At 68.3% G+C, this 26,543-nt stretch carries 26 protein-coding genes, 1 tRNA gene and 1 pseudogene; 13 read left to right on the top strand and 15 right to left on the bottom strand.

The window, feature by feature from the left end:
• Positions 1-36: 36 nt before the first annotated feature.
• Positions 37-1,404 carry an O-antigen ligase family protein gene (locus ACFDSW_RS01755; RefSeq protein ID WP_375248548.1) on the bottom strand — a complete coding sequence of 456 codons (1,368 nt, stop codon included), beginning with the start codon at positions 1,402-1,404 and terminating at the stop codon, positions 37-39.
• A gap of 1 nt (position 1,405) precedes the next feature.
• On the opposite strand from ACFDSW_RS01755, the gene ACFDSW_RS01750 reads away from it, so the two are divergent.
• On the top strand, positions 1,406-2,923 hold the full coding sequence (locus ACFDSW_RS01750) for a hypothetical protein (protein ID WP_375248547.1): 1,518 nt from the start codon (positions 1,406-1,408) through the stop codon (positions 2,921-2,923).
• Positions 2,924-2,944: 21 nt separating this feature from the next.
• Here ACFDSW_RS01750 and ACFDSW_RS01745 read toward each other — a convergent pair whose 3' ends face one another.
• Positions 2,945-4,276 carry an ATP-binding protein gene (locus tag ACFDSW_RS01745; RefSeq protein WP_375248546.1) on the bottom strand — a complete coding sequence of 444 codons (1,332 nt, stop codon included), beginning with the start codon at positions 4,274-4,276 and terminating at the stop codon, positions 2,945-2,947.
• A 10-nt stretch (positions 4,277-4,286) separates the two neighbouring features.
• Positions 4,287-4,997, bottom strand: coding sequence for a response regulator (locus ACFDSW_RS01740; RefSeq protein ID WP_375248545.1), 711 nt, complete (start codon positions 4,995-4,997; stop codon positions 4,287-4,289).
• Between the two features lie 158 nt (positions 4,998-5,155).
• Between ACFDSW_RS01740 and ACFDSW_RS01735 the strand changes: the two genes are divergently transcribed.
• From ACFDSW_RS01735 to ACFDSW_RS01720, 4 genes are all read left to right on the top strand, one after another.
• Positions 5,156-5,230, top strand: a tRNA-Gly gene (locus ACFDSW_RS01735).
• A gap of 543 nt (positions 5,231-5,773) precedes the next feature.
• Positions 5,774-7,903 (top strand): alkaline phosphatase family protein, encoded by a 2,130-nt coding sequence (locus ACFDSW_RS01730; protein WP_375248544.1) that lies wholly within the window; start codon positions 5,774-5,776, stop codon positions 7,901-7,903.
• Positions 7,881-8,555, top strand: coding sequence for a hypothetical protein (locus ACFDSW_RS01725; protein ID WP_375248543.1), 675 nt, complete (start codon positions 7,881-7,883; stop codon positions 8,553-8,555). Before ACFDSW_RS01730 ends, ACFDSW_RS01725 begins: the two co-directional genes overlap by 23 nt.
• A gap of 34 nt (positions 8,556-8,589) precedes the next feature.
• Complete coding sequence (locus tag ACFDSW_RS01720; protein ID WP_375248542.1) at positions 8,590-9,384, top strand: DUF72 domain-containing protein; 795 nt, start codon at positions 8,590-8,592, stop codon at positions 9,382-9,384.
• Positions 9,385-9,402: 18 nt separating this feature from the next.
• Here the strand turns inward: ACFDSW_RS01720 and ribH are convergent, their stop codons facing one another.
• The 6 genes from ribH to gltX are packed head-to-tail and all read right to left on the bottom strand — an operon-like array spanning position 9,403 to position 14,244.
• Positions 9,403-9,822 carry a 6,7-dimethyl-8-ribityllumazine synthase gene (gene ribH, locus ACFDSW_RS01715; protein WP_375248541.1) on the bottom strand — a complete coding sequence of 140 codons (420 nt, stop codon included), beginning with the start codon at positions 9,820-9,822 and terminating at the stop codon, positions 9,403-9,405.
• Positions 9,822-10,955 (bottom strand): 3,4-dihydroxy-2-butanone-4-phosphate synthase, encoded by a 1,134-nt coding sequence (gene ribB / locus ACFDSW_RS01710; RefSeq protein ID WP_375248540.1) that lies wholly within the window; start codon positions 10,953-10,955, stop codon positions 9,822-9,824. The genes ribH and ribB overlap by 1 nt, the downstream gene beginning before the upstream one ends.
• Positions 10,936-11,565, bottom strand: coding sequence for a riboflavin synthase (locus tag ACFDSW_RS01705; RefSeq protein WP_375248539.1), 630 nt, complete (start codon positions 11,563-11,565; stop codon positions 10,936-10,938). Before ACFDSW_RS01705 ends, ribB begins: the two co-directional genes overlap by 20 nt.
• Before the next feature lie 8 nt (positions 11,566-11,573).
• Positions 11,574-12,512, bottom strand: a complete 939-nt coding sequence (ribD, locus tag ACFDSW_RS01700; protein ID WP_375248538.1) for a bifunctional diaminohydroxyphosphoribosylaminopyrimidine deaminase/5-amino-6-(5-phosphoribosylamino)uracil reductase RibD — start codon at positions 12,510-12,512, stop codon at positions 11,574-11,576.
• A gap of 29 nt (positions 12,513-12,541) precedes the next feature.
• Positions 12,542-12,889, bottom strand: coding sequence for a hypothetical protein (locus ACFDSW_RS01695; RefSeq protein WP_375248537.1), 348 nt, complete (start codon positions 12,887-12,889; stop codon positions 12,542-12,544).
• A 17-nt stretch (positions 12,890-12,906) separates the two neighbouring features.
• Complete coding sequence (gene gltX, locus ACFDSW_RS01690) at positions 12,907-14,244, bottom strand: glutamate--tRNA ligase (protein WP_375248536.1); 1,338 nt, start codon at positions 14,242-14,244, stop codon at positions 12,907-12,909.
• Positions 14,245-14,318: 74 nt separating this feature from the next.
• Here gltX and ACFDSW_RS01685 point away from each other — a divergent pair, with 74 nt between their 5' ends.
• Positions 14,319-15,254 carry a ribose-phosphate pyrophosphokinase gene (locus ACFDSW_RS01685; protein ID WP_375248535.1) on the top strand — a complete coding sequence of 312 codons (936 nt, stop codon included), beginning with the start codon at positions 14,319-14,321 and terminating at the stop codon, positions 15,252-15,254.
• Between the two features lie 60 nt (positions 15,255-15,314).
• Here the strand turns inward: ACFDSW_RS01685 and ACFDSW_RS01680 are convergent, their stop codons facing one another.
• Both ACFDSW_RS01680 and ACFDSW_RS01675 read right to left on the bottom strand, forming a co-directional pair.
• On the bottom strand, positions 15,315-15,641 hold the full coding sequence (locus ACFDSW_RS01680; protein WP_375248534.1) for a PilZ domain-containing protein: 327 nt from the start codon (positions 15,639-15,641) through the stop codon (positions 15,315-15,317).
• 25 nt (positions 15,642-15,666) lie between these two features.
• Positions 15,667-16,212, bottom strand: coding sequence for a sterol desaturase family protein (locus tag ACFDSW_RS01675; protein WP_375248533.1), 546 nt, complete (start codon positions 16,210-16,212; stop codon positions 15,667-15,669).
• Between the two features lie 52 nt (positions 16,213-16,264).
• Between ACFDSW_RS01675 and ACFDSW_RS01670 the strand changes: the two genes are divergently transcribed.
• Positions 16,265-17,854 carry a lysine--tRNA ligase gene (locus ACFDSW_RS01670; RefSeq protein ID WP_375248532.1) on the top strand — a complete coding sequence of 530 codons (1,590 nt, stop codon included), beginning with the start codon at positions 16,265-16,267 and terminating at the stop codon, positions 17,852-17,854.
• A 39-nt stretch (positions 17,855-17,893) separates the two neighbouring features.
• Here the strand turns inward: ACFDSW_RS01670 and ACFDSW_RS01665 are convergent, their stop codons facing one another.
• The 3 genes from ACFDSW_RS01665 to hemC are packed head-to-tail and all read right to left on the bottom strand — an operon-like array spanning position 17,894 to position 20,368.
• Positions 17,894-18,784 carry a hypothetical protein gene (locus ACFDSW_RS01665; RefSeq protein ID WP_375248531.1) on the bottom strand — a complete coding sequence of 297 codons (891 nt, stop codon included), beginning with the start codon at positions 18,782-18,784 and terminating at the stop codon, positions 17,894-17,896.
• A gap of 25 nt (positions 18,785-18,809) precedes the next feature.
• A complete protein-coding gene (locus tag ACFDSW_RS01660) occupies positions 18,810-19,472 on the bottom strand; it encodes a uroporphyrinogen-III synthase (RefSeq protein WP_375248530.1) in 663 nt (220 codons plus the stop codon).
• 2 nt (positions 19,473-19,474) lie between these two features.
• The gene (gene hemC, locus ACFDSW_RS01655; RefSeq protein ID WP_375248529.1) at positions 19,475-20,368 is read right to left on the bottom strand and encodes a hydroxymethylbilane synthase; all 894 of its coding nucleotides are present in this window, start codon (positions 20,366-20,368) and stop codon (positions 19,475-19,477) included.
• Positions 20,369-20,471: 103 nt separating this feature from the next.
• Between hemC and tsaD the strand changes: the two genes are divergently transcribed.
• Positions 20,472-21,500: a tRNA (adenosine(37)-N6)-threonylcarbamoyltransferase complex transferase subunit TsaD gene (gene tsaD / locus ACFDSW_RS01650; protein WP_375248563.1), complete on the top strand. Its 1,029-nt coding sequence runs from the start codon at positions 20,472-20,474 to the stop codon at positions 21,498-21,500.
• Positions 21,497-22,474: an NAD(P)H-dependent glycerol-3-phosphate dehydrogenase gene (locus tag ACFDSW_RS01645; protein WP_375248528.1), complete on the top strand. Its 978-nt coding sequence runs from the start codon at positions 21,497-21,499 to the stop codon at positions 22,472-22,474. Before tsaD ends, ACFDSW_RS01645 begins: the two co-directional genes overlap by 4 nt.
• Before the next feature lie 32 nt (positions 22,475-22,506).
• On the opposite strand, the gene ACFDSW_RS01640 is transcribed toward ACFDSW_RS01645, so the two are convergent.
• A complete protein-coding gene (locus ACFDSW_RS01640; RefSeq protein WP_375248562.1) occupies positions 22,507-22,668 on the bottom strand; it encodes a DUF1674 domain-containing protein in 162 nt (53 codons plus the stop codon).
• Between the two features lie 49 nt (positions 22,669-22,717).
• On the opposite strand from ACFDSW_RS01640, the gene ACFDSW_RS01635 reads away from it, so the two are divergent.
• The 4 genes and pseudogenes from ACFDSW_RS01635 to ACFDSW_RS01620 all read left to right on the top strand — a co-directional run.
• Positions 22,718-23,647 (top strand): M48 family metalloprotease, encoded by a 930-nt coding sequence (locus ACFDSW_RS01635; protein WP_375248527.1) that lies wholly within the window; start codon positions 22,718-22,720, stop codon positions 23,645-23,647.
• Positions 23,648-23,660: 13 nt separating this feature from the next.
• A complete protein-coding gene (locus ACFDSW_RS01630; RefSeq protein ID WP_375248561.1) occupies positions 23,661-24,923 on the top strand; it encodes an RsmB/NOP family class I SAM-dependent RNA methyltransferase in 1,263 nt (420 codons plus the stop codon).
• A gap of 28 nt (positions 24,924-24,951) precedes the next feature.
• Entirely contained in the window at positions 24,952-25,614 is a 663-nt protein-coding gene (gene rpe / locus ACFDSW_RS01625) for a ribulose-phosphate 3-epimerase (protein ID WP_375248526.1), read from the top strand.
• Positions 25,611-26,543: pseudogene (locus ACFDSW_RS01620) on the top strand (heparinase); the annotation flags it as partial. The gene rpe and the pseudogene ACFDSW_RS01620, both read left to right, overlap by 4 nt.

The raw sequence follows: 26,543 nt of genomic DNA, 5'->3' as shown, positions 1-26,543 counted from the left end.
TAGCGAAAGAGCATCGGCTAGCAGGCGTGCCCTCATCTACTCCGGCGCGCCTGCGAGGGCGCGGCCGCGACCAGAACACGCGGCGAGGCCGAACGTGGCGATGATCACTGCGAGCATGATCAGTCGCGCGTGAAAGAAGACGCCATCCACCATCGACATGATCAACAAGGTATCGAATGCCATGACGAAGGGCAGACGGTCCGTCGTCATCGTGCCCCGCCGGTTGAGCGCCCACCAAATCCGCCCAATCATGAACAGGGCCGCAAAGGCGGCGGGGAGACCCCAGGCTTGCAGCATCTGTAAAATCGCATTGTGCGGCTGCGCCACCACGGCGCCCTTGAGAGAAAAAAGCCAGATGAACGACCCGTCTCCCCAGCCAGTCAATGGCCGCTGCATGATGAGCCGCAGCGCAGCGGTCCAGATTTCGACCCGCCCGGCGGAATAGTCTGCTTTCAGGCTGTGTTCGACAATTCGGAATCCGAACGCGGGGTCGGGCGGCAGCATGAACGAACTTGCTGCACCGCCCGCAACGATGGCCATCACCACGGCGCAAACGACGCTCCAGCGAGGTAGCGGGCGACGGAAGAAGGCGGTGATTATCACGGCTCCCGCGACGCCGAATACCGCACTCCTGGTCCCTGACCAGCAGAGCAAGCACGCCGCAGCGGTGATCAGGAGCATATTGATACTCGATCTCGGCGTAACGTCGGCTTCGCGCCAGACCAAACCGAGCAACAACGTCAGAATGACGCCGATCTCCATCCCGAAGATCCTCACGCTCAGATATCCCGGCAGCGACGACGCCCAGATAACGGCACCATAATGGAGTGACGCTCCCGGCGGCGCGGTCAACAAATGATACGAGAGGAGTGGCAGGTACGCGGCATATCCAGCGCAGAGGATGAAGATAAACGTGCGCGCTGTGATGGGGCGATGTTTGTGGAGGAAGTGCCAGAGAGCAACCGCGAACAGGATGTGAATGGGCCACCCCGCGGCCCTGACCAGGGAATAGGTCAGAAAGCGGCTGTGCAGCAACGCGCCAATCCAAAAGGTAGCCAAGAAAAAGATCAGCGCACGGCGCGTCTGAACCGGTAACCGACGCAAAGATTGGCGATAGTCCATCCCATCTCGGCGAGCGCAGCAAATGGTAACGATCTCGAGAGCGAGGATCACTAGGTCGAGCTGACGACTGACCTCAAACCACGAAGGAAATACCTCATACTGGTATGTCCGGTAAAGCGCGCCCAACAGCAACGGCAATGATGCGAAAAGAACAGCGATAAATAGGCCACCCGAGCACCGCCCCAAGCGCGCACGAAATCTTGTCGCTTCCAGTGGTAATGTCACCATGGCACGCATGTTGCCATATGTGCCGATAAGAACTGGTAAACGAACATAAGGCATAATGGCGCGTATGCCGGCCTTCGTCGATGTTCGCCCCCTCCCACCGGTATCGCGCTGTGCATCGGCGCTGTGGGAGAAGTGGTGGCTGTATGTCGTGATCGTGGTAGCGGCGGTCCTTATTCGCGCTCCGACGTTCGGCAATCCAAACTACCATATAGACGAGGGCTTCTATCTGCTCGTCGGCGATCGAATGCGCGGCGGCGCACTACCCTATGTGGATATATGGGATCGCAAACCGTTCGGGCTGTTCCTGCTCTATTGGCTGATCGCGGTTGTCGGACGAGGCAACATGCTGGCGGTGCAGATTGCCGCGTGCATCGCCGCCACGGGAACCGCGATGGGGATCGCCGCGATAGCGCGGCGGTGGGTCGCCCCCCTGCCTGCGCTGTTGGCCGCGCTGCTGTATCTGGCCGGGCTGGAGATGCTGGCAGGCGGCGGGGGGCAATCGCCGGTCTTCTATAATGGTTTGCTGACCGCGATGGCTTGGGCAACGCTGAGTGCGGGGGCGGAGGCGACGCCAGACCGCGCGCGGCGACTGGCCGCCCGCGCTGCATTGTGCGGCGGGTTAGCGCTCACGATTAAACCGACCGCGCTTGCCGAATGTCTGTTCCTCGGCACACTGCTGGCGCGCCAAGAGTGGCGACGCGTACGCACTCCAGCGGCGTTGCTCCGCACTCTGACGTCCCTGGCGGCGCTGGGTATGGCGCCGACGCTGCTGTGCCTCGGCTTCTTCACGGCGCGGGGGTATGCGGGGGAATATCTGTTTGCGACGGTCGCCTCCAATTTCGCGAGAATGCCGATGGCGGGGACCGAGCGGTTGGCACTCGCGGCATATCTCGTGCCGCGAGTGGTACCGCTAGTGCTGCTCGCGCTGGCGGGCGCTGCGGTGCTAATGCGGCGGCGCGAACGCGCCGGGGCAGGGTTCGTAGTCGGCTGGGTCTGCGCGGCAGGTCTGGGCTTTCTGATGGTGCCCAATTTCTATGATCATTATGCCTTGCCGCTGTTGCCGCCGCTGGCGGTGGCCGCCGCGCCGATGATCGCGAGGCGTCCGCTCGGCAGTGCAATCGCCACCGGCCTAATCGGCTGGTCGCTGACGCTGGCGAGCTGGCCGGCGGTCGGGCGCACCATGACGGCGCAGGCGGCCATGGCGCGCGCGGTGCAGGCGATCGGCGCGGCTGGCGGCACACGGTCGCTCTACGTCTATGATGGGCCGCCGCAGCTCTATATGCTGACCGGCGCGCCACTGCCGACCCACCGGGTTTTCCCGGAACATCTGTCGACCGCCGAGGAGCAACATGCGACCGGCATTGACGCCACGCAGGAGGTCGCCCGGATTCTTAGCACGCGCCCGGCGGTGATTGTCACGACCCTGGGCGAGGGGCCGCGACACCCCAATCCGGCAAGCCGCCTGCTCATCCGGGCGGCGATTGCGCGTGATTACCGGCAAGTGGCGGTGGTGGCGCTGCCGTCGTTCGGAATGACGCAAACGATCGCAATCTTCGCGCAGCGGTCGAAGTAACCGATCAGGAACGCGCGCCCCTCAAACATGCAGTACGCGCCCGCTGTGCGGCAGAACGATCTCGGCGCGCAAGCCGCCCCTGGGCCGGTTGGACAGCGTCAGCGTGCCGCCCTCCAGCGATACCGCCAACTGAACGATCGGCAGCCCCAGTCCGAACCCCACGGTGTCGCGCCCGCGTGCCGGATCGAGCCGGACAAACGGCTCCAGCACATGCTCCAGCTCGTCGTCGGGAATGCCGGGCCCGTCGTCCTCCACCCGGATCGTGATGGTCTCGCCGCCCGGCAGCAGCGTGATCGTGACGCGTTCGCCATAATGCAGCGCATTGTCGACGAGGTTCATCAGCGCCCGCTTGAAGCCGACGCGCCGCACGCGCCATTCGCAATGATCCGGGCCGACATATTCGGCATCGCGCCCGCGATCCTGCGCATCGTCCGCCAGCGTGGCGCACATCACCGCCAGATCGACCGTCGTCGGCGTTTCCGGGTCGGCATCGCCCCCCCGAAACGCCAGCAGCGAGGTGATCATCGCCTCCATTTCCTCGACGTCACGCGCGATCGCCTCGCGCGTATCGGCCTGCGGCAGCGATTCGATCCGCAGGTGCAACCGCGCCAGCGGCGTGCGCAGATCGTGCCCCACCGCCGCCAGTGCCTGCGTCCGCCCCGCGATCAGCGCCTGAATGCGATCCTGCATACGATTGAACGCGACGATGACGCGACGCACCTCGCCGGGGCCATCCTCCTGCACCGGCACCACCGCCCCGCGCCCCACCTGCTCCGCCGCCCCCGCTAGCCGACGCAACGGCAACAGCACGCGCCGCAGCAGCACCCCGCCCAGCACCATCAGCGCGATCGCGGGCACCATCGCCAGCGCGATCCGCTCGAACGCCAGGTTGATTCCCGCGACCGGCTCCAGCGTGCGGAAATACAGCCAGCTGCCGTCCGCCAGCCGCACGCCCCCCGTCACCACCGAGCTTCGCCCGGGCGATTGCAGCCGCACGCGCAGGTCCGCGGTGCGCAGCGACGGTTCCCAGTCGAGGATCTGGCGCCGCATCTCGTTCAGCGCGGGGGCGATGCGCGGCGGCGCGGGCTGTGCCTCGCTCCATTGCAGCGCGTAGCGTTCGGTGGTCAGCTCGTCGGCCATCCCCGCCCGCTGCGCCGCGGGGCGCTCGTTCAGGAGGCGGCGGCTGATCACCAGATGCTCGGCCAATCGATTGGCCTCGTCATCCCGCACCGCGAAGCGGCTGGCGCGTTCGTACAGCAGCGTGCTGGCGCCGAATTCGATCAGCAGCGTCAACAGCAGGATCGCGAACACCTGCCCCACCAGGCCAATGGCCGGGCGGCGCCAGAATCTCATGCCCCGCGCCTCAGGCCCGCTCGACCGGAGCGTTGAGCATATAGCCGACGCCGCGCACCGTGACGATCGGGGCCGGCGCGCCCGCGCTGCTCAGCTTGCGCCGCAGCCGGCTGATCAGCACGTCGATCGACCGATCCGAACTGTCACCCAGCCGGGTACGGCTCAGCTCGATCAGACGCTCGCGCGCGATCACCCGCTGGGCGTGATCCGCCAGCACCACCAGCAGATCAAATTCCGCCCCGGTGAGATCGACGATCGCCCCGGTCGGCGACGACAGCTCGCGCCGCGGCAGATTCACCGTCCAGCCGTCGAAGGTCAGCATCCCCTGATCGCCCGCGCCCGCGCGGCGATCGAGCGCCGGGCGGCGCAGCACCGCGCGCACCCGCGCCACCAGCTCACGCGTGCCGAACGGCTTGGCGATATAATCGTCTGCGCCCAGCTCCAGCCCGACGACCCGATCGGTTTCACTGGCGCGCGCGGACATGAAGATGATCGGCACGTCGCTCTTCTGCCGCAGCGACCGGCACAGATCGATCCCGCTGGTGCCCGGCAACATGATGTCGAGCAGGACGAGATCGACCGGCCCGGATTCGAGCGCGAGCCACATTTCGGGCGCGGCGGAGGCAGGCCGGACCGAGAAGCCGTTTTCCTGTAGCGCGCGTGCGGTGAGCATGCGGAGCGAGGGATCGTCCTCGACGAGCAGGATCGTGGGGGCGGTCATGCCGATTCGACTAGGATGCGACTTGATCGCGGTCAACGTCGAGCTTCGCGACAAAAAGTGTCCACACCGCGGATTGGGGCTTGCGGCCCCCCAGGGCGGATGGTAGTGGCGCCGCCTCACCCGATCGGAGCCTCCTGTTCCGGTCTTCAGGCGCCAGAGCGGGCGTAGCTCAGGGGTAGAGCACAACCTTGCCAAGGTTGGGGTCGAGGGTTCGAATCCCTTCGCCCGCTCCAGTTGTCTCGCCGACATGGCGAGGCTGTCGCCATATTCCGCGCAGCGCCTGATCGGTACGGATCGCAGTTGACGACGGTGATGCCGGGCCGCGGATCGCATTGACAGCGATGGCGGCTGCCGCAGGGGCGCGACCGTGCTCTTCCAGGGTTCAGCACCGAACCACGCGGCCAGCGGCTTGATGAGCCTGTCGCTGGCTTCCTCATCCGATCGTAGAGCCGGAACGCCCGGCCCCCGAAGAACCACCGCGTTGCAATCGACAGATGCCCGCATCCGCGCGAAGGCGGCAGGAGATCGGATAACGCCGTTGAGATATTGCGGATAGATACCGATCTAGATGAAAACAATATTTCGAATGAACAGGCCAGAGATATCGGTTGTATCGAATAGCAAATACGGACCTATTTTACGTTCGGTAACATCAATAGACCACGTTTCTAATCTTAAATTCATTTTCACTGTTAGCCGAACATTCCCGTGTTTCACAGCATTGTCACGAATCTACTTTAGCGCGCCGGTCATTCATTCCAAGGGGGGTATGACATATGACGCGCGCTGGTTTGTTGGCGACGACGATGATGCTGGCGCTGACGGCGACGCTGTCGGCCTGCGATGACGGCACCAAGAAGGATCTGGCGGCGCAGACCGCGACCCCATCGCCGACGCCGACCCCGATCGCGGCGACCCGCACGATCGTGTTCGTCTGGGACGGGTTGCGTCCTGACGACGTCACCGCCGCCGACACCCCTAATCTGTATGCGATGCAGCAGGGTGGCGTGCAGTTCACCGACAATCATTCCACCTATCCCACGTTCACGATGATGAACGGCGCCAGCTTCGCGACCGGGTCCTTCCCCGGCACGACCGGCTTCTACGGCAACACCTTCTGGACGCCGCCGCAGGGCAGCAGCAACACGATCCCGGCGGGCAATGGCGCGGGTGGCACCGCGGCGGATTATGTCGATCCGGTCTTCACCGAGGATTATGCGATCCTCGACACGCTCAACGCTTATTACGGCAACCAGCTCCTGCTGGTGAAAAGCCTGTTCGCGACCGCGCAATCGGCGGGGATGACCACCGCGACGATCGGTAAGTCGGGCGCCGCCTATATCCAGGACCTGGGCCAGGCGAGCTATTTCGTCGACGAGAATACCGTGCGCCCCCGCTCGCTGGCCAGCGAGTTGCAGGCCGCCAACATCGCGCTGCCCGCGAACACCACCAAGACCTATGCCGATGTCACGCTGGCGGCGAGCAACGGCAATCCCACCGCGCGCGCCGGCTATGCCACGTTCAACACCACTGCCTTTGATCCCAACGGCACGCTGACCGTCGCCGCGCGCGATTCGTCGGACGTCAGCGGCGCGCCGGAGGATGCCGCCAACAAATACATGATGTCGGTCTTCACGAGCTATATCCTGCCGAAGAAGAATCCGATGCTCTCGCTGATCTGGTTCCGCACCCCGGACAATGTCGAACATGGCTATGGCCCGGGCACGGCCAATGTGAAGGCGGGGCTGCGCTCGCAGGACGCACGGCTGGGCGAGCTGATGGCGGCGCTGAAGGCGCAGGGGCTGGACAGCAGCACCAATGTCGTCGTCGTCTCCGACCATGGCCATTCGAGCGTGTCGGGACCGACCAGCCTGTACCCGTTGCGCGCGATCAATCCGGCCAGCGGCGGCACCGCCGCGACGCTGGGCGGCGCCAGCGGCACCGGCTATTCCTTCTCGGGGGACGTGCGGACCGCGGATCTGCTCACGTATCGCGGCATCGCCGCCTATGACGGCAGCGGCTGTACCACCAGTGCGATGTATGGCCTGCGCAGCGACGGTACGCCGACGGTGCCGGTGCGCAGCGACACCACCGGCGCGCTGTGCGGCGCCGCGAACACCAAATATCAGGCGGTCAGCGCGACGCTGTCGAAGCCCGTCGCGAGCTTCAAGGTGCCCGCCCCCGGATCCTTGCCCGCGAACGGCGTCGTCGTCGCGGCGAACGGCGGGTCCGATTATCTTTACGTGCCCAGCCACGATGCCACGCTGATCCAGCAGATCGTCTCGATCCTGCAGCGCCGCGAGGAATATGGCGCGATCTTCGTCGACAGCCGCTATGGCAGCATCCCCGGCACCTTCATGATGAAGGACGCCAATCTGGAAAACAGCACGCGGCGCAACAACGGCCAGCCCGATATCGTCGTCTCGTTCGCGTGGGACGAGAATACGACGATCCAGGGCAAGCCCGGGATCGAGTTCGAGAGCAGCGGCGGACAGCGTGGCATGCACGGCAGCTTCGGCATCACCGACGTGCACAACACGCTGATCGCGGCCGGCCCCAGCTTCCGCAGGAATTACGTCGTCAGCGGGCCGACCGGCAATGTCGACGTCGCGCCGACGATCGCCTGGCTGCTGGGCCTGTCGATGCCGCAGGCGGACGGACGTATCCTGAATGAGGCGCTTGTCAGCCCGCGCAGCGCCACCGCCCCGGCGGTGTCGCCGCGGGTGGTCAGCACCGCCAGCAACGCCACCGGCCTGTCGTTCGAACTGCCGACCGACCCCACCGGGGCGACCAAGGACAGCGCGCGCACCGGCGGCAGCTACACGATCCAGCTGGCGGTGAAGGACGTGACCGTTGACGGCAAGACCTATCGTTACTTCGATTATGCCCGTGCGATCCGCCAGTAAGCGGGTCGCGCCGGTCGCGGCGATGGCGTTCGCAATGCTACCCGGCACCGTGATCGCGGGCGCCGCGCCGATGGCGTTCGAGCGTGCCTTCCCCACCACCGCCGCGCCCGCGCATTTCCACGCGCGGATCGCCTATCGCGGGCGGGACGGCGTTCACCGCATCGAATTGTGGCGCGATGGCGCAACGCGATTGCGGCGCGACACCGATGCGCGGCTGATCACCGTCGCCACCCGGCGACAGCCGCGCGGCGCCGACTTCCGGCTCGATCTTCTCGACCGGCGGCGGCGGCTGCATACGATCATCGATCGGACCAGCCTGTATCAGGTCGGCCGCTTCACCGACTGGAACGATCTCGCCTTCGGCATGCGGCGACCCGCGGGGCGCTATCGCATCACCGCGCTCGCGCGGGTCGATACGCCGGTAACGGCGGTGGCGCCGTGCCGCTGGTTCGCGCTGGAAAGCGAGGGGCGGCGCACGCGGATCTGCTGGAGCGATGAGCAGGCGTTTCCGTTGCTGATGCTGGACGATCATGGCCGGCCGGTGTGGCGCGTCACCGCGCTGGATCGCGCGGTGCCCACGCCCGCGCTGTTCCATCCCGACGACACCGGCTATGTCCGCACCGACGCGGCCGCGGATATCGCGGGGGATTGATCCCCGCCGTGCCGGCCAGGGGGATGGAACGGACATGACGGCAGCGATCCGGGTAGGCATCGGTGGCTGGACCTACGAGCCGTGGCGCGGCACGTTCTTCCCACCGAAATGGCCGATCAAGCGCGAACTGGAATATGCCGCCGGGCACGTCACCGCGATCGAGGTCAACGGCACCTTCTATTCCTCGTTCAAGCCGGCAACCTTCGCCAACTGGCGCGAGGCGACCCCGGACGGATTCGTCTTCGCGTTGAAGGCATCGCGCTATTGCGTGTCGCGCAAGGTGCTGGCGGAGGCGGGCGAATCGGTGCAGCGCTTCGTCGCCCAGGGGATCACCGAACTGGGCGACAAGCTCGGGCCGATCCTGTGGCAAATGCCCGCGACCCGAAAGTTCGACGCCGACGATATCGCCGCCTTCCTGGCGCTGCTGCCCGCGTCGCAGGACGGCATCGCCTTGCGTCACGCGATCCAGGTCCGCCACGATAGCTTCGCCACGCCCGAGTTCGTCGCCCTGTGCCGCGCCGCAGGGGTGGCGATCGTCCATGGCGATTCGGCCGATTACCCGGCGCTGGCGGACATAGCGGGCGATCTTGTCTATGCCCGGCTGGAGGATGCGCGCGAGGAGGAACCGGCGGGCTATGCCGCCGAGGCACTCGATCGTTGGGCGGGCGTGGCGCGTCAATGGGCGGCGGGCGACAGCCCTGCGGGCCTGACCTATGTCGCCGACTCCGCGCCGGTCCGCCCGCGCGACGTGTTCGTGTTCTTCATCAATGGCGCCAAGGTGCGCGCGCCGCATGGCGCGATGGCGCTGATCGAGCGCGTCGGGCGCTAGAGGGTCAGCACGCCGCGATCACCCCAGTCGTTCGCGCAGATCCAGCATCGCCAGCGCCGCCCGGGCCGCGCCGCCGCCCTTGTCGAGCTGCGCCGGGTCCGCTCGGGCGATCGCCTGGGCTTCGTTCTCGGTGGTCAGGATGCCATTGCCGATCGCGACACCGTCCAGCGTCAGCGCCATGATGCCGCGCGCGCTTTCATTGGCGACGATCTCGAAATGATAGGTCTCGCCGCGGATCACCACGCCCAGCGCGACAAAGGCGTCGTAGCGTTCGCTTTCCACCGCCAGCGCGATCGCTCCGGGCACTTCCAGCGCGCCGGGCACCGTCAGCACCTCGGCGCTGTGCCCCGCTGCCTCGATCGCCGCCCGCGCGCCGGCGATCAGCATATCGTTGAGATGGTCGTAAAAGCGCGCTTCCACGATCAGCACATGCGCCATCAGTCGATTTCCCTCTCGCCGACGATCGACAGCCCATAGCCGTCGAGCCCGACCAATGTGTGATGCGTGTTGGTCAGCAGGATCATGTCGTGCACGCCGAGTTCGGCGAGGATCATCGCGCCGACGCCATAGTCGCGCAATTCCTCCATCGGCACATCGATCGGCTGGCCCGCCTTGCGCCGGACGGCGGTGGTGAAGGCATCCTCGCGCTGGCGATTGACGACGACGATCACGCCGGCGCCCTCTCCCGCGATGATCTCCATCGACCGCGACAGGATATTCGAGCGCTCGCTATCCTCGCCGAACATGTCGGCGAACGGCGACAGGGCGTGCATCCGCACCAGCGTCGGCCGCGCCGGATCGATCCGGCCCTTCACCAGAGCGATCTGCTCGGTGCCGGTGGCCTTGTTGCGATACGCGCGCACACTCCAGTCACCGCCCCAGCGGCTCTTGAAAGGAGCCTCGGACACCAGCTCGACGAGATGATCGTGGCGGCGGCGATAGGCGATCAGATCGCGAATCGTGCCGATCTTCAGCGAATGGAGTTGCGCGAACGACACCAGATCGTCGAGCCGTGCCATCGTGCCGTCCTCGTTCATGATCTCACAGATCACGCCCGAGGGATTGAGCCCGGCGAGCCGCGACACGTCGACCGCCGCCTCGGTATGGCCCGCGCGGACGAGCACGCCGCCGTCGCGCGCCACCAGGGGAAAGACATGGCCGGGAGTGACGATATCGACAGCGCTCTTGGTCGAATCGACCGCGACCGCGACGGTGCGGGCGCGATCCGCCGCCGAAATGCCGGTGGTGACGCCCTCGCGCGCCTCGATCGAGACGGTGAAGGCGGTTTCGTGCCGGGTGCCGTTGTTGCGACTCATCAGCGGCAGGCCGAGCGCGTCGACCCGTTCCTTGGTGAGCGCCAGGCAGATCAGTCCACGGCCGTGCCGGGCCATGAAATTGATCTTCTCCGGGGTGGCCATCTGCGCCGGAATGACCAGATCGCCCTCGTTCTCGCGATCCTCGTCATCGACCAGGATAAACATGCGGCCGTTGCGCGCTTCCTCGATGATCTCCTCCGGCGAGGAGAGATAGCCGTGGCGCAACCGCGCCAGCTCAGCGGACTTGACGGCCACGATAATGCTCCATCCGTTGCAGGTAACGTGCGAGCACGTCGATCTCGATATGCACCGCGGCGCCGGGCTCCAGCGCTCCCAGGGTCGTCACCTTCTGCGTGTGCGGGATCAGATTGATCGCGAAATGCGTGCCGTCGTCCGTATCGCGCACGTCGTTGACGGTCAGCGACACGCCATCGACCGTCACCGAACCCTTGGGCGCGAGGAAGGGCGCCAGGTCGTCCGCGACACGAAAACCGATCCGCTTCGAATCACCCTCGGCACTGACGCCGATCACCTCGGCGATGCCGTCGACATGCCCGGTCACGATATGCCCGCCCAGCTCGTCGCCGAGCTTCATCGCGCGCTCAAGGTTCAGCAGGCGCCCCTCGCTCCACTGCCCCTGCGCGGTGCGGCTGATCGTTTCCCCCGACACGTCAACCGCGAACCAGCCGCGCCCGGCGTCGTCCACGCCCTTGTCGACGACGGTCAGGCACACGCCCGAGCAGGCGATCGACGCCCCCATGTCGATCGTCGCCGGATCATAAGCGGTGTCGATCACGAGGCGCGTATCGCCGCGCTGCTCCACGTGACGGATGGTGCCGATGTCGGAAACGATGCCGGTGAACATAAACCCTCTCAAACGGCCTCGTAGACCTCGACGCGATCGCTGCCAAGCTGGCGCGCGTCGCTCAGCCGCCAGCGGCCGTGCGCCTGTCCCAGATCGGACAGGCCGATATCGGGCAGGGTGCGGCCGCCGCCGATCAGGATCGGCGCACGATACAGGAGCAGCCGGTCGACCAGCCCCGCGCGCAGGAACGCCGCCGCGGTCACCACCCCGCCCTCGATCAGCAGGTGATCACCCGTCAGGCGCGCGATCTCCTCGGGCCGGGCGATCGTGTCGACACCGTCGACCGGGCGCGACGACAGCACGACACGATGGGGTGCCAGCGCCTCCCGTCCCGGCAGCCGGACATCGAGCCGCGGGTGATCCGCGTCCCAGGTCCCGCGCCCCACCAGGATCGCCTCGTGGCGGCTTCGCTCCAGATGCGCATGGGCGCGGGCGGCGTCGCCGGTGATCCACTGGCTACGCCCGTCCGCCATCGCGACCGCGCCGTCGAGCGACAGCGCTAGCTTGAGCGTCACGAACGGGCGGGCTTTGGCGCGCCGTGTCAGGAAACCCGCCATCGCGCGCCGCGCTGCCGCTTCGCCCACGCCGACGTCCACCATGACGCCCGCCCCGCGCAGCCGCGCGATCCCCGCGCCATCGGTGCGCGGATCGGGATCGCGCAGCGCCACCACGACGCGCGCGACCCCCGATTCCCGCAGCAGGTCGGCACAGGCCGGCCCGCGCGGGCTGACATGGGCGCACGGTTCCAGCGTCACATAAGCGGTGCCGTCGCGCGCCCGTTCGCCGGCGGCGGCGAGCGCGAGCGCCTCGGCATGCGGCCGCCCGCCCGCCTGGGTCCAGCCACGCCCGGCGACGCGACCGCTGGGATCGATCACGATGCAGCCGACATTGGGATTGGGCGCGGTACGCGCGCGGCTCCGCTGCGACAGCGCCAGCGCCGCCGCCATCCATGCCTCGTCATCGTTCCGCGTCAGCGTCAGATCCCCATCTTCGTCAGCCTGTCGTCGAGGCGCTTGAATTCGGCCTGCGTCTCCGCCTGCTGCTTGCGGAGCTTCGCCTGCTCGATCTCCTTCTTGGCCTGATCGATCTTCTGCTGGGCGATGATCTGCGCATCGGTGCGGTCGAGCCGCCATTGCTGCACATAGACGATGTCCGGCTTATATTCCTTCTCGGCGTAGGAATCGTGCGCGAAGGCATAGATGAGGAAGCCGGTGATCGCGATCGCCGCCAGCAGGAACCACCAGTCATGGGCCTGCCGCGTGCTGAGGAAATAGCGCAGATCGGTATAGGCGCGCGTCGGCGACATGCGGGCGAAAAAGTTCATCGCGGCCATATAGGCGTTCAACCCGCCGCGTTCGAGTCCAGCCGCGCCACCGCTCGCTCGCGACCGATCAGCGGCAGTAGCGCCGCCATGTCGGGGCCGTGATCCAGCCCGGTCAGTGCGCGCCGCAATGGCAGGAACAATGCCTTGCCCTTGCGGCCGGTTGCTTCCTTCAATGCCTGCGTCAACGTGTGCCAGGGATCGCCCGACCAGTCGATCGAGCGCGCCAGCGCGGCGGCGTGCCGCAGGTAATCGGCGTCCTCGCCGGGCGCCGGCGCCGCGACCGGACCCTCGACGACATGCCACCATTCCGCGGCACCCGCGACTTGCTCCAGATTGGGGCGCACCGCCTGCCATGCCGCCGCGTCCATGCCGGCAGGCAGGCGATCGACGACGCGCTCAAAGGGCAACTGGTGGACGATCCGGGCATTGACCTGCGCCAGTTCCCGCTCGTCGAACTTGGCCGGGGCGCGGCCGAAATGCGCGAAGTCGAAGGCGGCGATCAGCGGCGCCGGATCGACGTGCGGCTCGACCGGCTGGCTGGTGCCCAGCCGCGCCAGCAGCGCGACGATCGCCTCCGGCTCGATCCCCTCGCCGCGCAGCGCGTCGATGCCGAGGCTGCCGAGCCGTTTCGACAATTTGCCTTCCGCGCCGGTCAGCAGCGCTTCATGGGCGAATGCCGGTGCGGCGACGCCCATCGCGGCGAACATCTGCAGTTGCAGCGCGGTATTGGTGACGTGATCCTCCCCCCGCACGACATGCGTCACCCCCATGTCGCGATCGTCGATCGCGCTGGGCAGCATATACAGCCACGAACCGTCCGCGCGGCGGATCACCGGATCGCTCATCGTCTGCGCCTCGAAGCGCTGCGGCCCGCGGATCAGATCGTCCCAGACGATCGGCGTGGCATGGTCGAGCCGGAAGCGCCAGTGCGGCTTCACGCCCTCGGCCTCCAGCCGCGCACGGTCTGCGTCGGTCAGCGCCAGCGCGGCGCGGTCGTACACCGGGGGCAGGCCGCGCCCGCGCAGGATCTTGCGCTTCAGGTCGAGTTCCTGCGCGCTTTCATACGCCGGATAGATATGCCCGGCCGCACGCAGCTCCGCGAACACCGTCTCGTAACGCGCGAACCGCGCCGATTGACGTTCCTCGTGGTCGGGATGCAACCCCAGCCAGGCAAGGTCCGCGCGGATCGCGTCGACGAAGCGCTCCTCGCTGCGTTCCGCGTCGGTATCGTCGATCCGCAGCAGGAACTTCCCACCCCTTGCGCGCGCGAACATCCAGTTGTGCAGCGCGGTGCGGATATTGCCGACATGCAGCGTGCCGGTGGGCGATGGAGCGAAACGGGTGATCACGGTCATTCCGCGCGCTTACGCTCCCCCCCTTCCCCTAGCCAGCCCCCGCGCTTAAGGGCGGGGGCCGAAAGGGTGTTTCCATGAAATTGATGACCGGCAATTCCAATCTGCCGCTGGCGCGCGCGATCTCCGCCTATCTGGAGGTGCCGTTGACCGAGGCGCTGGTGCGCCGTTTCGCCGACGAGGAAATCTTCGTCGAGATCATGGAGAATGTCCGCGGCGAGGATGTCTTCGTGCTGCAGTCGACCAGCTATCCCGCGAACGACAATCTGATGGAATTGCTGATCATGATCGACGCGCTGAAGCGCGCGTCGGCCAAGCGCATCACCGCGGTGGTGCCCTATTTCGGGTATGCCCGACAGGACCGCAAACCCGGCCCGCGCACCCCGATCTCGGCGAAGCTGGTCGCGAACCTGATCACCACCGCCGGCGCGGACCGCGTGCTGTCGGTCGATCTCCACGCCGGCCAGATCCAGGGCTTTTTCGATATCCCCACCGACAATCTGTTCGCCGCCCCGGTGATGAGCGCGGATATCCGCTCACGCTTCGGCGAGAAGAACCTGATGGTCGTCTCGCCCGACGTCGGCGGCGTGGTGCGCGCCCGCGCACTGTCCAAACGGCTCGACAACGCGCCGCTGGCGATCGTTGACAAGCGCCGCGAGCGTGCCGGTGAATCCGAGGTGATGAACATCATCGGCGACGTCGAGGGGCGTTTCTGCATCCTGATCGACGATATCGTCGATTCCGCGGGCACGCTGTGCAACGCCGCTGCGGCGCTGAAGGAAGCCGGGGCCGAGGATGTCGTCGCCTATGTCACCCATGGCGTGCTGTCGGGCGGCGCGGTCGCGCGGGTCGAGGGCTCGGCGCTGCACGAACTCGTCATCACCGATTCGATCGGCAATCAGGAGGCGATCAAGGGCGCACACAAGATCCGCCACCTGACGATCGCGCCGCTGCTGGCCGAGGCGATCCGCCGGATCGCGGATGAATCGAGCGTGTCGTCGCTGTTCGACTGACGCGGGTGGCCATCGATGCCGGGTGTCCGCACGGTCACGCCGGCGTCGGGGCCGGGAACCTTATCGATCGCCCAGCGCGACGATATGATCGAACACCGCCGGATGCAGTGGCCGGCTGAACGCGCAACCGTAGCGGGACTTGTCGCGCCATGCGACGACCGCCTCCAGCGCGGCGAGCCCCGGCAGCGTCAGCCACACCGTCGTGCCGGGCCATAAGGTGAAGCTGGTCTGCGCGCGAAAACCTGTCTCCGACAGGTCGACCACGTCGATCTCGAATCGGGTCGTCCCGCGGTCGCGCAGATGCGCGCGCATCTTGACCGCCTTTCGCAAGGCGTGACGATGCTCCTCGGCGTCGGACGGCAGCGGGAGGGGGACGGCCTTTTCCATGACCGCGGATGCTGCCAGCAGAAGGTTAATCTTCGATCAACGCGGGATCGCCGGTGGCGTGATTCCGGCACGCCGCGCCCTTGGGCGCGCGTACACCGCTGCGGTGACGGCGCTTCAGCTCCGCCTTCAATTCCTCCGGGCGCGGCGCGATCAGGAAACCGAAGCTGACATTGCCCTCGCGCGTTTCCACCACATGGTGCAGCCGGTGCGCTTGCACGATCCGTTTCATATAGCGGGAACGCGGCAGGTAGCGGGTCGGGATGCGCTGATGCACGATGATATCGTGAAAGCCGAAATAGATCGCGCCATAAGCGGCGATGCCCGCACCGATCCAGGTGAAGCCCGGCCACCAGCCCAGTTGCACCCCGCCCAGGATCATCACGAACGACGGCACCGCGAAGATCGCCGCATACAGATCGTTGAGTTCCCATTGGCCTTCGCGCGCGCGGTGATGGCTTTCGTGCAGGAACCAGCCCGGCCCGTGCATCACCCAGCGATGCATGACATAGGCAAACCCCTCCATCAGCACGACGGTGGCAACGAAAAGCGAGAGAGCGGCCCAGAAGGACATGGTCGCAGCCATATAGCCATCACGCGCGCGCCTCGCTACGTCGCAGTGCATCATGACCGACGACATTCGTACCGCCGCCCTAGATTCCAAGGCCTGGCCCTTCGAAGAGGCGCGCAAGCTGCTGAAGCGTTATCCCGACGGCAAGCCGCATGGCGCGCCGATCGTTTTCGAAACCGGCTATGGCCCGTCCGGCCTGCCGCATATCGGCACGTTCAACGAAGTGCTGCGCACCACGATGGTGCGAAACGCCTTTCACACCTTGAGTGACCAGCCGACCCGCCTGATCGCGTTCAGCGACGATATGGACGGTCTGCGCAAGGTGCCCGACAACGTGCCGAACGGCGCGATGCTGACCGAGCATCTCGGGCGACCGCTGACGCGCATCCCCGATCCGTTCGGCAAGTTCGACAGCTTCGCCGCGCACAACAATGCGATGCTGCGCGACTTTCTGGACCGTTACGGCTTCGACTATGAATTCGCGTCCTCGACCGATTATTATACGTCGGGCCGCTTCGACGACGCGATCCGCGGGGTGCTGCGCCACTGGCAGGGCGTGATGGACGTGATGCTGCCGACGCTGCGGGCGGAGCGGCGAGCGACCTATTCGCCGGTGCTGCCGATCAGCCCGATCGACGGCGTCGTGCTGCAGGTGCCCGTCGAGGTGATCGATGCCGAGGCGGGGACGATCGCCTTCACCGATCCGGCGAACGGCGAGCGCGTCGAGCAATCCGCGCTGGGCGGCTTGTCGAAGCTGCAATGGAAGGTCGACTGGGCGATGCGCTGGGTCGCGCTGGGCGTGGATTACGAGATGGCCGGGAAGGACCTGATCGACTCGGTGGTCCAATCGTCGAAGATCGCGCGCGTGCTCGGCGGGCGACCGCCCGAGGGATTCAATTACGAGATGTTCCTCGACGAGAAGGGCGAGAAGATCTCGAAGTCGAAGGGCAACGGACTGTCGCTGGAGCAATGGCTGACCTACGGCCCCGAGGAAAGCCTGGCCTTCTATATCTATCGCGAGCCCAAGAAGGCCAAGCAGCTGCACATGGGCGTGATCCCGCGCGCGGTGGACGATTACTGGCAGTTCCGCGGCCATTACGCGGATCAGGCGGTCAAGGAGCGACTGGGCAACCCGGTCCACCATGTTCATGACGGGAAGCTGCCGGACGGTGACTTGCCGGTCACTTTCGGCCTGTTGCTCAACCTGGTGGGGGTGATGGGCGAAGGCGCGACGCGCGAGCAGGTGTGGGCGTATCTCGCCAATTACGTCGCCGACGCCACGCCCGCGCGCTACCCGGAGCTTGACCGGCTGATCGCGCATGCGCTCGCCTATCACCGCGATGTGATCGCGCCGACGCTGTCGCGTCGCGCGCCCGAGGGCGTGGAGATCGACGCACTGCGCCGGCTCGACGCTGAACTGGCCGCGCTGCCCGCCGATGCCAGCGCCGAGGATATCCAGAACATCGTCTATGAAATCGGCAAGAGCCGGTTTGATGAGAACGGGGGCTTCGCCGAACTGCGCGACTGGTTCAAGGCGTTGTACGAAACGTTGCTCGGCTCTTCCCAGGGGCCGCGCATGGGCAGTTTCATCCGGCTGTACGGGATCGACAACACCCGGAAGCTGATCGCGGACGCCCTGCGCTAAGGACCGCCGCCGCCGCGATGGCGGGCGGCATCGCCCGCATCAGAACAGCGCGTCGTTCCCCGCGTCGGCGGGCGCGACCGGCGGCGCGCCCGGCGCCGGCGACACCGTCACCGGAGAGACGGCACGCGGTGCGATCGCCCCGGTGATCGCCGCCGCCTCCAGCGTGTCGAGCGCGCGGCGCGTATCGACCCAGCGCTGCGCCGCGGCGGTCCAGTTCGCCGCCTCGCCCGCGCCGGGCAGCCGCTTCACCTCCGCCAGCGCCGCCTCGACATTGCCCTGCTCGATCAGGCGACGCGCGCGGGCGATCCGGTCGGACGGCAGCGGCGACGGCGTACCGGCCTTGTGGACGACCACCAGATTGCGCAACTCGCTGCCGATCCCCGCCCACCAGTCGGTGCGGGTATTCAGCAGCGTCGGCGCGGCGACGTTCAGCCCCTCGCGCAGATCCTCGATCGTCACCGGCGCACGCGCGTTGCGGATCACGACGTTGACGTCATTGGGCAGGGTCGGGCCGAATCGCTCCCGCAACTGCGCTTCCAGATAGCCGAGCCCGACGCCGCGATCGATCGCGCGGCGCGCGGCGAAGGCGACCAGGATCGCCTCGGCCCGCCCCGCACGACCCGCCGCCACCGCGCTGTCGGCATCGGTGCGCGCGGTGCGCGCCTCCAGATTGGCGATCTGCGCGGCGAGCGCGGCCTCACGCAGCGCCAGCGTGGTCGCGTCGGTGATCGCTGCGGTCGGCGAGGGCGCGGGGGCCGGCGCGCCGCCGGACGCGGGGGCCGGCTTGGTACGGATGAAGAAGCCGGGCGAATTGCGCACTGCATAGGCCATCAGCCCCAGCCCGACGATAAAGGCGATGATCGCGATCGTCACGACCGGCCCGATCCGCGATCGTGGGGCGCTGGGTCCGGGGCCGGTGGCGTCGCTCATTCCCGGCCTTATCCTCGCGCGCGCCTCACGGGTCAATCGCGACGCGCGCCGCGCCGTCGATCATCGCGGGATCGCTTGCGTGCGCCGCGATCGCGACGTCATGCCACCCCGTCCCGGCCGCTGCTGCCACCGGATCGCTGATCGCCACCAGCCGCGTCGACGCGCGCGACCCGCCGGCCATCAGCGCGGCAAACCGCGTCGCGGCACGCGCGGAGTGCAGCAGCACCACCTGCCCCGCCGCGCGCGCCGCCGCCGCCGCCGAATCGATCGCCACGGCCTCGCTGGCGTAGACCGTCACCGCCGTCACCCCGGGCAACGCGATCCGGTCCCGCCCGGCAAGATGCAGCAGGCGGGGAAAGCGCCCCGCCTGCGCCACCGCCTGTGCCGCATCGCCGCCGCCGGTGATCGCGACCGTCAGCCCGGCCTGTCGCGCCGCCGCCGCGGTCGCCGCGCCGACCGCGACGACGGGCAGGCCCGCCACCGCCGCCAACGCCGCCCCGCCGTGCCGTGCCGCATTGGCGCTGGTCAGCAGCAGCGCGTCGAACGCCATCGGCTCGGGCGCGGTCCAGGGGCATGCGCGAACCGTGAAGAGCGGCAGCGGTTCGGGCGTCAGTCCGCGCTCCGCCAGCGCGGCGCATGTCCGCGCATTGCCCGGTTCGGGCCGCAGGACGACGACCCGGCGCGCCATCGTCAGCCGAACAGCGCGCGCACCACCGGCGGCGCGCGATCAAGCAGGTCGAGCGCCAGCCGGGCGCCCAGCGTCACCGGATCGTCGCCGCGCGCCTCCCCCTCCACCGACGCCGCGCCGTCCGGGGAGAGCAATTGCGCGCGCAGCAGCAGCTCGCCCGCATCATATTGCGCCAGCGCGGCGACCGGCGAATGGCAATCGGCCCGCAGCCCGGCGAGCAGCGCCCGCTCCGCCGCCACCGCGGCATGCGTCGCGGCATGATCGATCGCGGCGACCCGTTCACGCGCCGCGCCGTCCGCCAGCGTCTCGATCCCCACCGCCCCCTGCGCCGGCGCCGGCAACATCCGCTCGAGCGGGATCGCCACCCCGGTATCATGGCGCCCCAGCCGCTCGAGCCCTGCCGCCGCCAGCAGCGTGGCATCCACTTCCCCCGCCGCCAGCTTGCCCAGCCGGGTGTCGACATTGCCGCGAAACAGCAAGGTCGACACGTCGGGGCGGATCCGCTTCAGCTGCGCGCTGCGCCGCGGGGAACTGGTGCCGATCGTCGCGCCATGCGGCAGCGCGTCCAGCGAGTCGGCCCCGATCAGCCGGTCGCGCACATCGGCGCGGGGCAGCATCGCCGCGATCGCGATCGCATCGGGGCGCAGCGTCTCGACATCCTTCATCGAATGGACGCAGGCATCGACCTCTCCCGCCAACAGCGCGCGGTCGAGCTCCTTCGTCCACAGCGCCTTGCCCCCGATCTCGGCCAGCGCGCGATCCTGCACGCGGTCGCCGGTGGTGCGGATGACGACGATCGCGACATCGGCCCAGCCATGCGCCGCCATCAGCGCATCCCGCACCATCCCGGCCTGGGTGAGAGCGAGCGGAGAGCCACGGGTTCCAAGCCTGAACATGGCGATACGCCTTGCCGGCTTCGACGGAGCCCCGCAAGCGCCTCCCCGCGCCACGGCACAGGCGCTGACCGTTTCCCTTTACCCGCGCACGCCCTAGATACGCCTGATGCTGATCCTCGGGCTCGAATCCTCCTGCGACGAAACCGCCGCCGCGCTCGTCACGCAGGAGCGTCAGGTTCTGGCCCATCGCCTCGCCGGTCAGGAAGCGGCGCACCGCCCGTATGGCGGCGTCGTGCCGGAAATCGCGGCGCGCGCGCATGTCGAGGCGCTGGAGCCGTTGATCGAGGCGGCGCTCGCGGATGCGGGGATCTCGATCCATGATATCGATGCGGTCGCCGCCACCGCCGGCCCAGGGCTGATCGGCGGGGTGATGGTTGGGCTGGTGACCGGCAAGGCGATCGCGCACGCCACCGGCAAGCCGCTGATCGCGGTCAACCATCTGGAGGGGCACGCCCTCAGCCCGCGTCTCGCGGATCCGGCGCTCGACTTTCCGTATCTGTTGCTGCTGGTGTCGGGCGGGCATTGCCAGTTGCTGCTGGTCGAGGGGGTCGATGCCTATCGCCGGCTGGGCACGACGATCGACGATGCCGCCGGCGAAGCGTTCGACAAGACTGCGAAGATCCTCGGCCTCGGTTTTCCCGGCGGGCCGGCGGTGGAGCGCGCCGCGGCGACCGGCGATCCCCGCGCGGTGCCGCTGCCACGACCGCTGAAGGGTTCCGCCGAGCCGCATTTCTCCTTCGCCGGGCTGAAGGCGGCGGTGGCGCGCGCCGCGCCTGACCATGCCGCCGCCGATATCGCCGCCTCCTTCCAGGCGGCGGTGGTCGACTGCCTGATCGACCGCACCCGTCGCGCGCTGGTCCGCGCCCCGCAGGCGTCCGCGCTGGTGGTGGCCGGCGGCGTCGCGGCGAACGGCGCCGTGCGGGCGGCGCTGCACGGGCTGGCGGAGGAACATGGCCTGCGCTTCGTCGCGCCACCGGCGTGGCTGTGCACCGACAATGCCGCGATGATAGCCTGGGCGGGAGTGGAGCGGTTCGCCGCCGGGCTGACCGATCCGCTCGACACCGCCGCGCGGGCGCGCTGGCCGCTCGACCCGACCGCCGAAAAGGTGCGCGGCGCCGGGGTGAAGGCGTGACCGCGCCACTGGCGGTGATCGGGGCGGGGGCCTGGGGCACCGCGCTGGCGCAGCTAGCGGCGGGCAACGGTCACCCCGTCCTATTATGGGGGCGCGATCCGGCGCTGGTGGCGGCGATCAATGCCGAACATCGCAATATGCCTTATCTGCCGGACGCGCCGCTCTCGCCGCTGATCGAGGCGACGACCGATCTGGCACGGGTCGCCACGGCACGGTTCAACCTGGTGGTCACCCCGGCGCAGGCGATGCGCGGCGTGCTGGCGGCGCTGCCCGCGCGGGGCCAGTCGCTGGTCGTCTGCTGCAAGGGTGTCGAACATGGCACACATCTGTTGATGAGCGAGGTGGCGACGGCGGCGCACCCCGGATCGCCCGTGATGGTGCTGTCCGGCCCGACCTTCGCGCACGAGTTGGCACGCGGGTTGCCGACCGCGATCACGCTGGCCGGGGACGCGGGGACGCCGCGCGGCGAGCTGGCCGCGCTGATCGCGGCGCCGCACTTTCGGCCGTATGTCGCCGACGACGTCATCGGGGCGGAGATCGGTGGCGCGGTGAAGAACGTGCTGGCGATCGCCTGCGGCGTGGTGGAGGGTGCGGCGCTGGGCCAGAATGCGCGCGCGGCGCTGATCGCGCGCGGCTTCGCGGAAATGACCCGCTTCGGCCTGGCGCGCGGCGCGCGGGCGGAGACGCTTGCCGGGCTGTCGGGGTTGGGCGACCTGGTGCTGACCTGTTCCTCCACCGCGTCGCGCAATTACGCGCTCGGCATGGGGATCGGACGCGGGGAGCACGCGCGTGAGCTGCTGGCGAACCGCCGGACGGTGGCGGAGGGTGCCGCGACCGCCCCCGCGCTGCGCGATGCGGCCCGCTCGCTCGGCGTTGAAATGCCGATTACCGCGGCGGTATGCCGGCTGCTCGACGGCGCGGCGGTGCGCGAGGTGATCGGCGCGTTGCTGGCGCGGCCCTTGCGCGAAGAGTGATCATCGGGGTCGCGACCGGCCCCGACCGGCGATCAGAAATCGATCGCGATGCCCTTCAGCTCCCAATCGCCGAAGCGAACCGGATCGCGGCCGAGCGGATCCGTCTTCGGGCGCTCGACAGATTCGGGCGTCGGCACCGGGGTATTCGGCGTCAGATACGCCGGCGGCGTCACGTGATCGGGGCGCTTGCCCATCATGGCTCTCCGATTGAACCCTGTTCGCGCGGTGCACATATGGAGCGGCATGAACGGCTTCAAGACGACGATGCTGCTGGCCGCGCTGACCGCGCTGTTCATGGCGCTGGGCTATACGCTGGGCGGCGGCGGCGGTGCGATCATCGCCCTGCTGGTGGTGGCGGCGATGAATCTCGTCACCTTCTGGAACGCGGACCGGATCGTGCTGGCGATGCATCGCGCGCGCGAAGTGGACGAGGGCAGCGCCCCCGAACTGGTATCGCTGGTCCGCGAACTGGCGCGGCGCGCCGGGCTGCCGATGCCGCGCGTCTATATCGTCGACGATCCGTCGCCCAATGCCTTCGCCACCGGGCGCGACCCGCAGCATGCCGCGGTGGCGGCGACGACCGGGCTGCTGGATCTGCTCGACCGCGACGAGATCGCCGGCGTGATGGCGCATGAACTGGCGCATGTGCGGCATCGCGACACGCTGGTGATGACGATGGTCGCGACGATCGCCGGCGCGATATCGATGCTGGCGCAATTCGGGCTGTTTTTCCGTGGCGGCGGTGAGCGCCATGGCCCCGCCTGGGCCGGCCTGCTGGCGGTGCTGGTCGCGCCGTTCGCGGCGATGATCGTCCAGCTCGCGATCAGCAGGACGCGTGAATATGCCGCCGATCGCGCCGGTGCGGCGATTTCCGGCAATCCACGCGCGCTGGCCGCCGCGCTGGCGAAGCTGCAGCGCGGCGCGGAGGCGATCCCTGGCGTCGCTGCGACACGCATTCCCGCCGCGCAGCAATTGTACATCGTCCCGGGTCGCTCCGCCGACAGCCTGTTCGCGACCCATCCTGCCACCGCGAACCGGATTGCCGCGCTGGAGGAGATCGCGCAGGAGATGGGGATGATCGCTTCCCCCGAACCGACCCGGCGCCCGTCGTCGGGCACGCCGTCCGTCCCCGTCACCAAGCGCCGCGCCAGCGCCCTCGATCCGCTCGCCTGAGGTGGCCCGCGATATGGCCCGCGCGGGCGAGCCGCTCGGCACTGCCGCGCGCCGTGCCGCGCTGCGATTGCTCGATGCCGTGCTGCGTCGTGGCGAACCGCTCGAAGCCGCGCTGGCGCAGGCCACCCGCGCGTTGCACGGCGGCCCGGATCGCGGGCTGGCGCATGCGATCGCGGCGGAGACGCTGCGACGGCTGCCCGATCTCGATGCGCTGATCGATTCGGCGACGCGGCAGCGGCTGCCCGACGATGCCAAGGCGCGCTTTGCGCTACGCATCGCGCTCGTCCAGGCGCTCTCGCTCGGCACGCCGCCGCATGCCGCGATATCGACGGTGCTGCCGCTGGTCGATGGCGGTCCGCGCAAGCTGGTGCATGGCGTGTTCGGCACGCTGATGCGCAACGGCGCGACGCTGCCCGAGGTGCCGATGCTGCCCGGCACGGTCGCCGCGCGATGGCTTGCGCATTGGGGGGAAGAGGCGACCGCCGCCGCCGCACGGGCGATCGCCGCGCCCCCGCCCATCGATCTGACGCTGCGCGATCCCGCATGGCAGGGTATCGATGCGCCCATGCTGATGCCGGGGCACCGCCGCGTGCCCGCCGGCAGCGATGTCGCCGCGCTGCCCGGCTTCGACGAGGGGGCGTGGTGGGTGCAGGACATCGCCGCGTCGCTGCCCGCGCGGCTGATCGGGCGCGGCACGGGCGTTGCGCTGGACCTGTGCGCCGCACCGGGCGGCAAGACACTCCAGCTCGCCGCGCAGGGCTGGAACGTGACCGCGGTGGAAGTATCGGAAAGTCGCGCCGCGCGACTCCTCGCCAACCGCGAACGCACGCGCCTGTCGTTCGACCTGGCGATCGCCGACGTGCGGCACTGGCAGCCCGCCGCCCCGGCACAGGCGGTGCTGGTCGACGCGCCGTGCAGCGCGACCGGCATCTTCCGGCGCCACCCCGACGTGCTCTATCGCGCGACCGACGCGATCGTCGCCGATATGGCGCTGTTGCAGCGGCAGATCCTGACGCGGGCGGCCGGCTGGGTCACGCCGGGCGGCGTGCTGGTCTATGCCACCTGCTCGCTGGAGCCCGAGGAGGGCGAGGCGCAGATCGAGGCCTTTCTCGCCGATCACGCCGATTATGCGATCGAGGCACCGCATACCGACGATCTGCCCGCCGGAATCGTCGCGCATGAACGCGGGTGGGTTCGCACGCTGCCCGGCGCCCTGTCGGCGGATGGCGGGTGTGACGGCTTCTTCATTGCCAGGTTGCGACGCGCTTCCGCCTGAGCATCATCCGCGCTAACGAGAGTGCGTCATGGCCAAACCCGTCCGCATCGCCCCTTCGATCCTGTCCGCCGATTTCGCCAAGCTGGGCGACGAAGTCCGCGCCATCGACGCCGCCGGCGCCGACTGGATTCACGTCGACGTGATGGACGGGCATTTCGTGCCCAATATCACGATCGGCCCGGCGGTGGTGAAGGCGCTGCGCCCGCACACGACCAAGCCGTTCGACGTCCATCTGATGATTTCGCCGGTCGATGCCTATCTTGATGCCTTTGCCGAGGCGGGGGCCGATACGATCACGGTCCATGTCGAAGCGGGGCCGCATATCCACCGCACGTTGCAGCATATCGCCTCGCTGGGGAAACGAGCTGGTGTGGTGCTGAACCCCGGTACGCCCGCCAAGATGCTGGATTATCTGGTCGATATGGTCGACCTGATCCTGGTGATGAGCGTGAATCCCGGGTTTGGCGGGCAGCATTTCATCGCCAGCCAGCTGCGCAAGATCGCCGCGATCCGCAAGCTGATCGATCAATCGGGCCGCGACATCGATCTGGAAGTGGACGGCGGGATCGATCCCGACACGGCCCGCCAGGCGATCGAGGCGGGCGCCGATGCCCTGGTGGCCGGCACCGCCACCTTCCGCGGCGGACCGGCGCAATATGCCGAGAATATCCGGGTGTTGCGCGGGGGATGAACGACGCGGCGCCGGACAGCATCGAACAAGGGCGGCGCCTGATCAAGGTGACGCCGAATGCCGCGCAGTCGCTGACGCACCGCGTGGCGCATTATTTCGAGCGGCTGACGTGGCGCACGCCGATCCACGACCGGCGGCTGGATGGCCGTCACCCGGTGCGGCTGATCGCCACCCCGGTCGATCCGCTGCCCGGCGACCCCGCGATCGGCGAGGCATTGCTGGATGGGCGCGTCATCGTCGCGTGCGCGCAGCGCGGGCTGGCGGAGATCGACTGGGCGGCGCTTGACGCCAATCCGGTGCTGGCCGCCTATCTGCATGGTTTCGATTGGCTGCGCGATCTGGCGGCGGTGGGTGATCGGGCGCGCGTCGCGCCGGTAGCGGAGATGCTGGCGACGCGCTGGCTGGCGGCGCATGGCGATCGCGTGTCGGAGGCCGCCTGGCACCCGGCGCTGGCCGCGCGGCGGCTGATGATGTGGACATTCCACGCGCCGCTGCTGCTGTCGTCGACCGACCTGATCTTTCGCTCGCGCATCCTGAACGGCATCGGCCGCGCGGCGCGGCATCTGGATCGCACCGCCGACAAGGCGCCGCCGGGCGCGGAACGGATCGGCGCCTGGGCGGCGGTGATCGTCGCAGGCTTGCTGATCCCGCAGGGGGAGATCCGCCTGGAACTGGGCGAGGAAGGCTTGCAGCGCGCGCTGGCGGCATCGCTGTCGCAGGATGGCGGCGTGGTCAGCCGATCGCCGACGGCGCTGCTGGAGGTGGTGGCGACGATCGCGATGCTGCGCGCCGCTTATGATGCCCGGCGGCAGATGCTGCCCGATACGGTGGCGGCGGTGCTGACGCACGTCACCCCCGCGCTGCTGGCCACGGTGATGGGCGATGGCGGGCTGTCGAGCTGGCAGGGCGGCGCACCGATCGACGGGCAG

The organism is Sphingomonas sp., assembly GCF_042091075.1.
Lineage (GTDB): Bacteria > Pseudomonadota > Alphaproteobacteria > Sphingomonadales > Sphingomonadaceae > Sphingomonas.
Note: the sequence above shows the minus strand (reverse complement) of the source record. Positions and strands in the feature narration are given on the sequence as shown.

Bases quoted from the DNA above. Each gene is read 5' to 3' on its own strand.
- ACFDSW_RS01755 (WP_375248548.1), bottom strand. From the start codon at position 1,404: ATGCCTTATGTTCGTTTACCAGTTCTTATCGGCACATATGGCAACATG.
- ACFDSW_RS01750 (WP_375248547.1), top strand. From the start codon at position 1,406: ATGGCGCGTATGCCGGCCTTCGTCGATGTTCGCCCCCTCCCACCGGTA.
- ACFDSW_RS01745 (WP_375248546.1), bottom strand. From the start codon at position 4,276: ATGAGATTCTGGCGCCGCCCGGCCATTGGCCTGGTGGGGCAGGTGTTC.
- ACFDSW_RS01740 (WP_375248545.1), bottom strand. From the start codon at position 4,997: ATGACCGCCCCCACGATCCTGCTCGTCGAGGACGATCCCTCGCTCCGC.
- ACFDSW_RS01730 (WP_375248544.1), top strand. From the start codon at position 5,774: ATGACGCGCGCTGGTTTGTTGGCGACGACGATGATGCTGGCGCTGACG.
- ACFDSW_RS01725 (WP_375248543.1), top strand. From the start codon at position 7,881: ATGCCCGTGCGATCCGCCAGTAAGCGGGTCGCGCCGGTCGCGGCGATG.
- ACFDSW_RS01720 (WP_375248542.1), top strand. From the start codon at position 8,590: ATGACGGCAGCGATCCGGGTAGGCATCGGTGGCTGGACCTACGAGCCG.
- ribH (WP_375248541.1), bottom strand. From the start codon at position 9,822: ATGGCGCATGTGCTGATCGTGGAAGCGCGCTTTTACGACCATCTCAAC.
- ACFDSW_RS01705 (WP_375248539.1), bottom strand. From the start codon at position 11,565: ATGTTCACCGGCATCGTTTCCGACATCGGCACCATCCGTCACGTGGAG.
- ribD (WP_375248538.1), bottom strand. From the start codon at position 12,512: ATGGCGGCGGCGCTGGCGCTGTCGCAGCGGAGCCGCGCGCGTACCGCG.
- ACFDSW_RS01695 (WP_375248537.1), bottom strand. From the start codon at position 12,889: ATGAACTTTTTCGCCCGCATGTCGCCGACGCGCGCCTATACCGATCTG.
- gltX (WP_375248536.1), bottom strand. From the start codon at position 14,244: ATGACCGTGATCACCCGTTTCGCTCCATCGCCCACCGGCACGCTGCAT.
- ACFDSW_RS01685 (WP_375248535.1), top strand. From the start codon at position 14,319: ATGAAATTGATGACCGGCAATTCCAATCTGCCGCTGGCGCGCGCGATC.
- ACFDSW_RS01680 (WP_375248534.1), bottom strand. From the start codon at position 15,641: ATGGAAAAGGCCGTCCCCCTCCCGCTGCCGTCCGACGCCGAGGAGCAT.
- ACFDSW_RS01675 (WP_375248533.1), bottom strand. From the start codon at position 16,212: ATGTCCTTCTGGGCCGCTCTCTCGCTTTTCGTTGCCACCGTCGTGCTG.
- ACFDSW_RS01670 (WP_375248532.1), top strand. From the start codon at position 16,265: ATGACCGACGACATTCGTACCGCCGCCCTAGATTCCAAGGCCTGGCCC.
- ACFDSW_RS01665 (WP_375248531.1), bottom strand. From the start codon at position 18,784: ATGAGCGACGCCACCGGCCCCGGACCCAGCGCCCCACGATCGCGGATC.
- ACFDSW_RS01660 (WP_375248530.1), bottom strand. From the start codon at position 19,472: ATGGCGCGCCGGGTCGTCGTCCTGCGGCCCGAACCGGGCAATGCGCGG.
- hemC (WP_375248529.1), bottom strand. From the start codon at position 20,368: ATGTTCAGGCTTGGAACCCGTGGCTCTCCGCTCGCTCTCACCCAGGCC.
- ACFDSW_RS01640 (WP_375248562.1), bottom strand. From the start codon at position 22,668: ATGGGCAAGCGCCCCGATCACGTGACGCCGCCGGCGTATCTGACGCCG.
- ACFDSW_RS01635 (WP_375248527.1), top strand. From the start codon at position 22,718: ATGAACGGCTTCAAGACGACGATGCTGCTGGCCGCGCTGACCGCGCTG.
- ACFDSW_RS01630 (WP_375248561.1), top strand. From the start codon at position 23,661: ATGGCCCGCGCGGGCGAGCCGCTCGGCACTGCCGCGCGCCGTGCCGCG.
- rpe (WP_375248526.1), top strand. From the start codon at position 24,952: ATGGCCAAACCCGTCCGCATCGCCCCTTCGATCCTGTCCGCCGATTTC.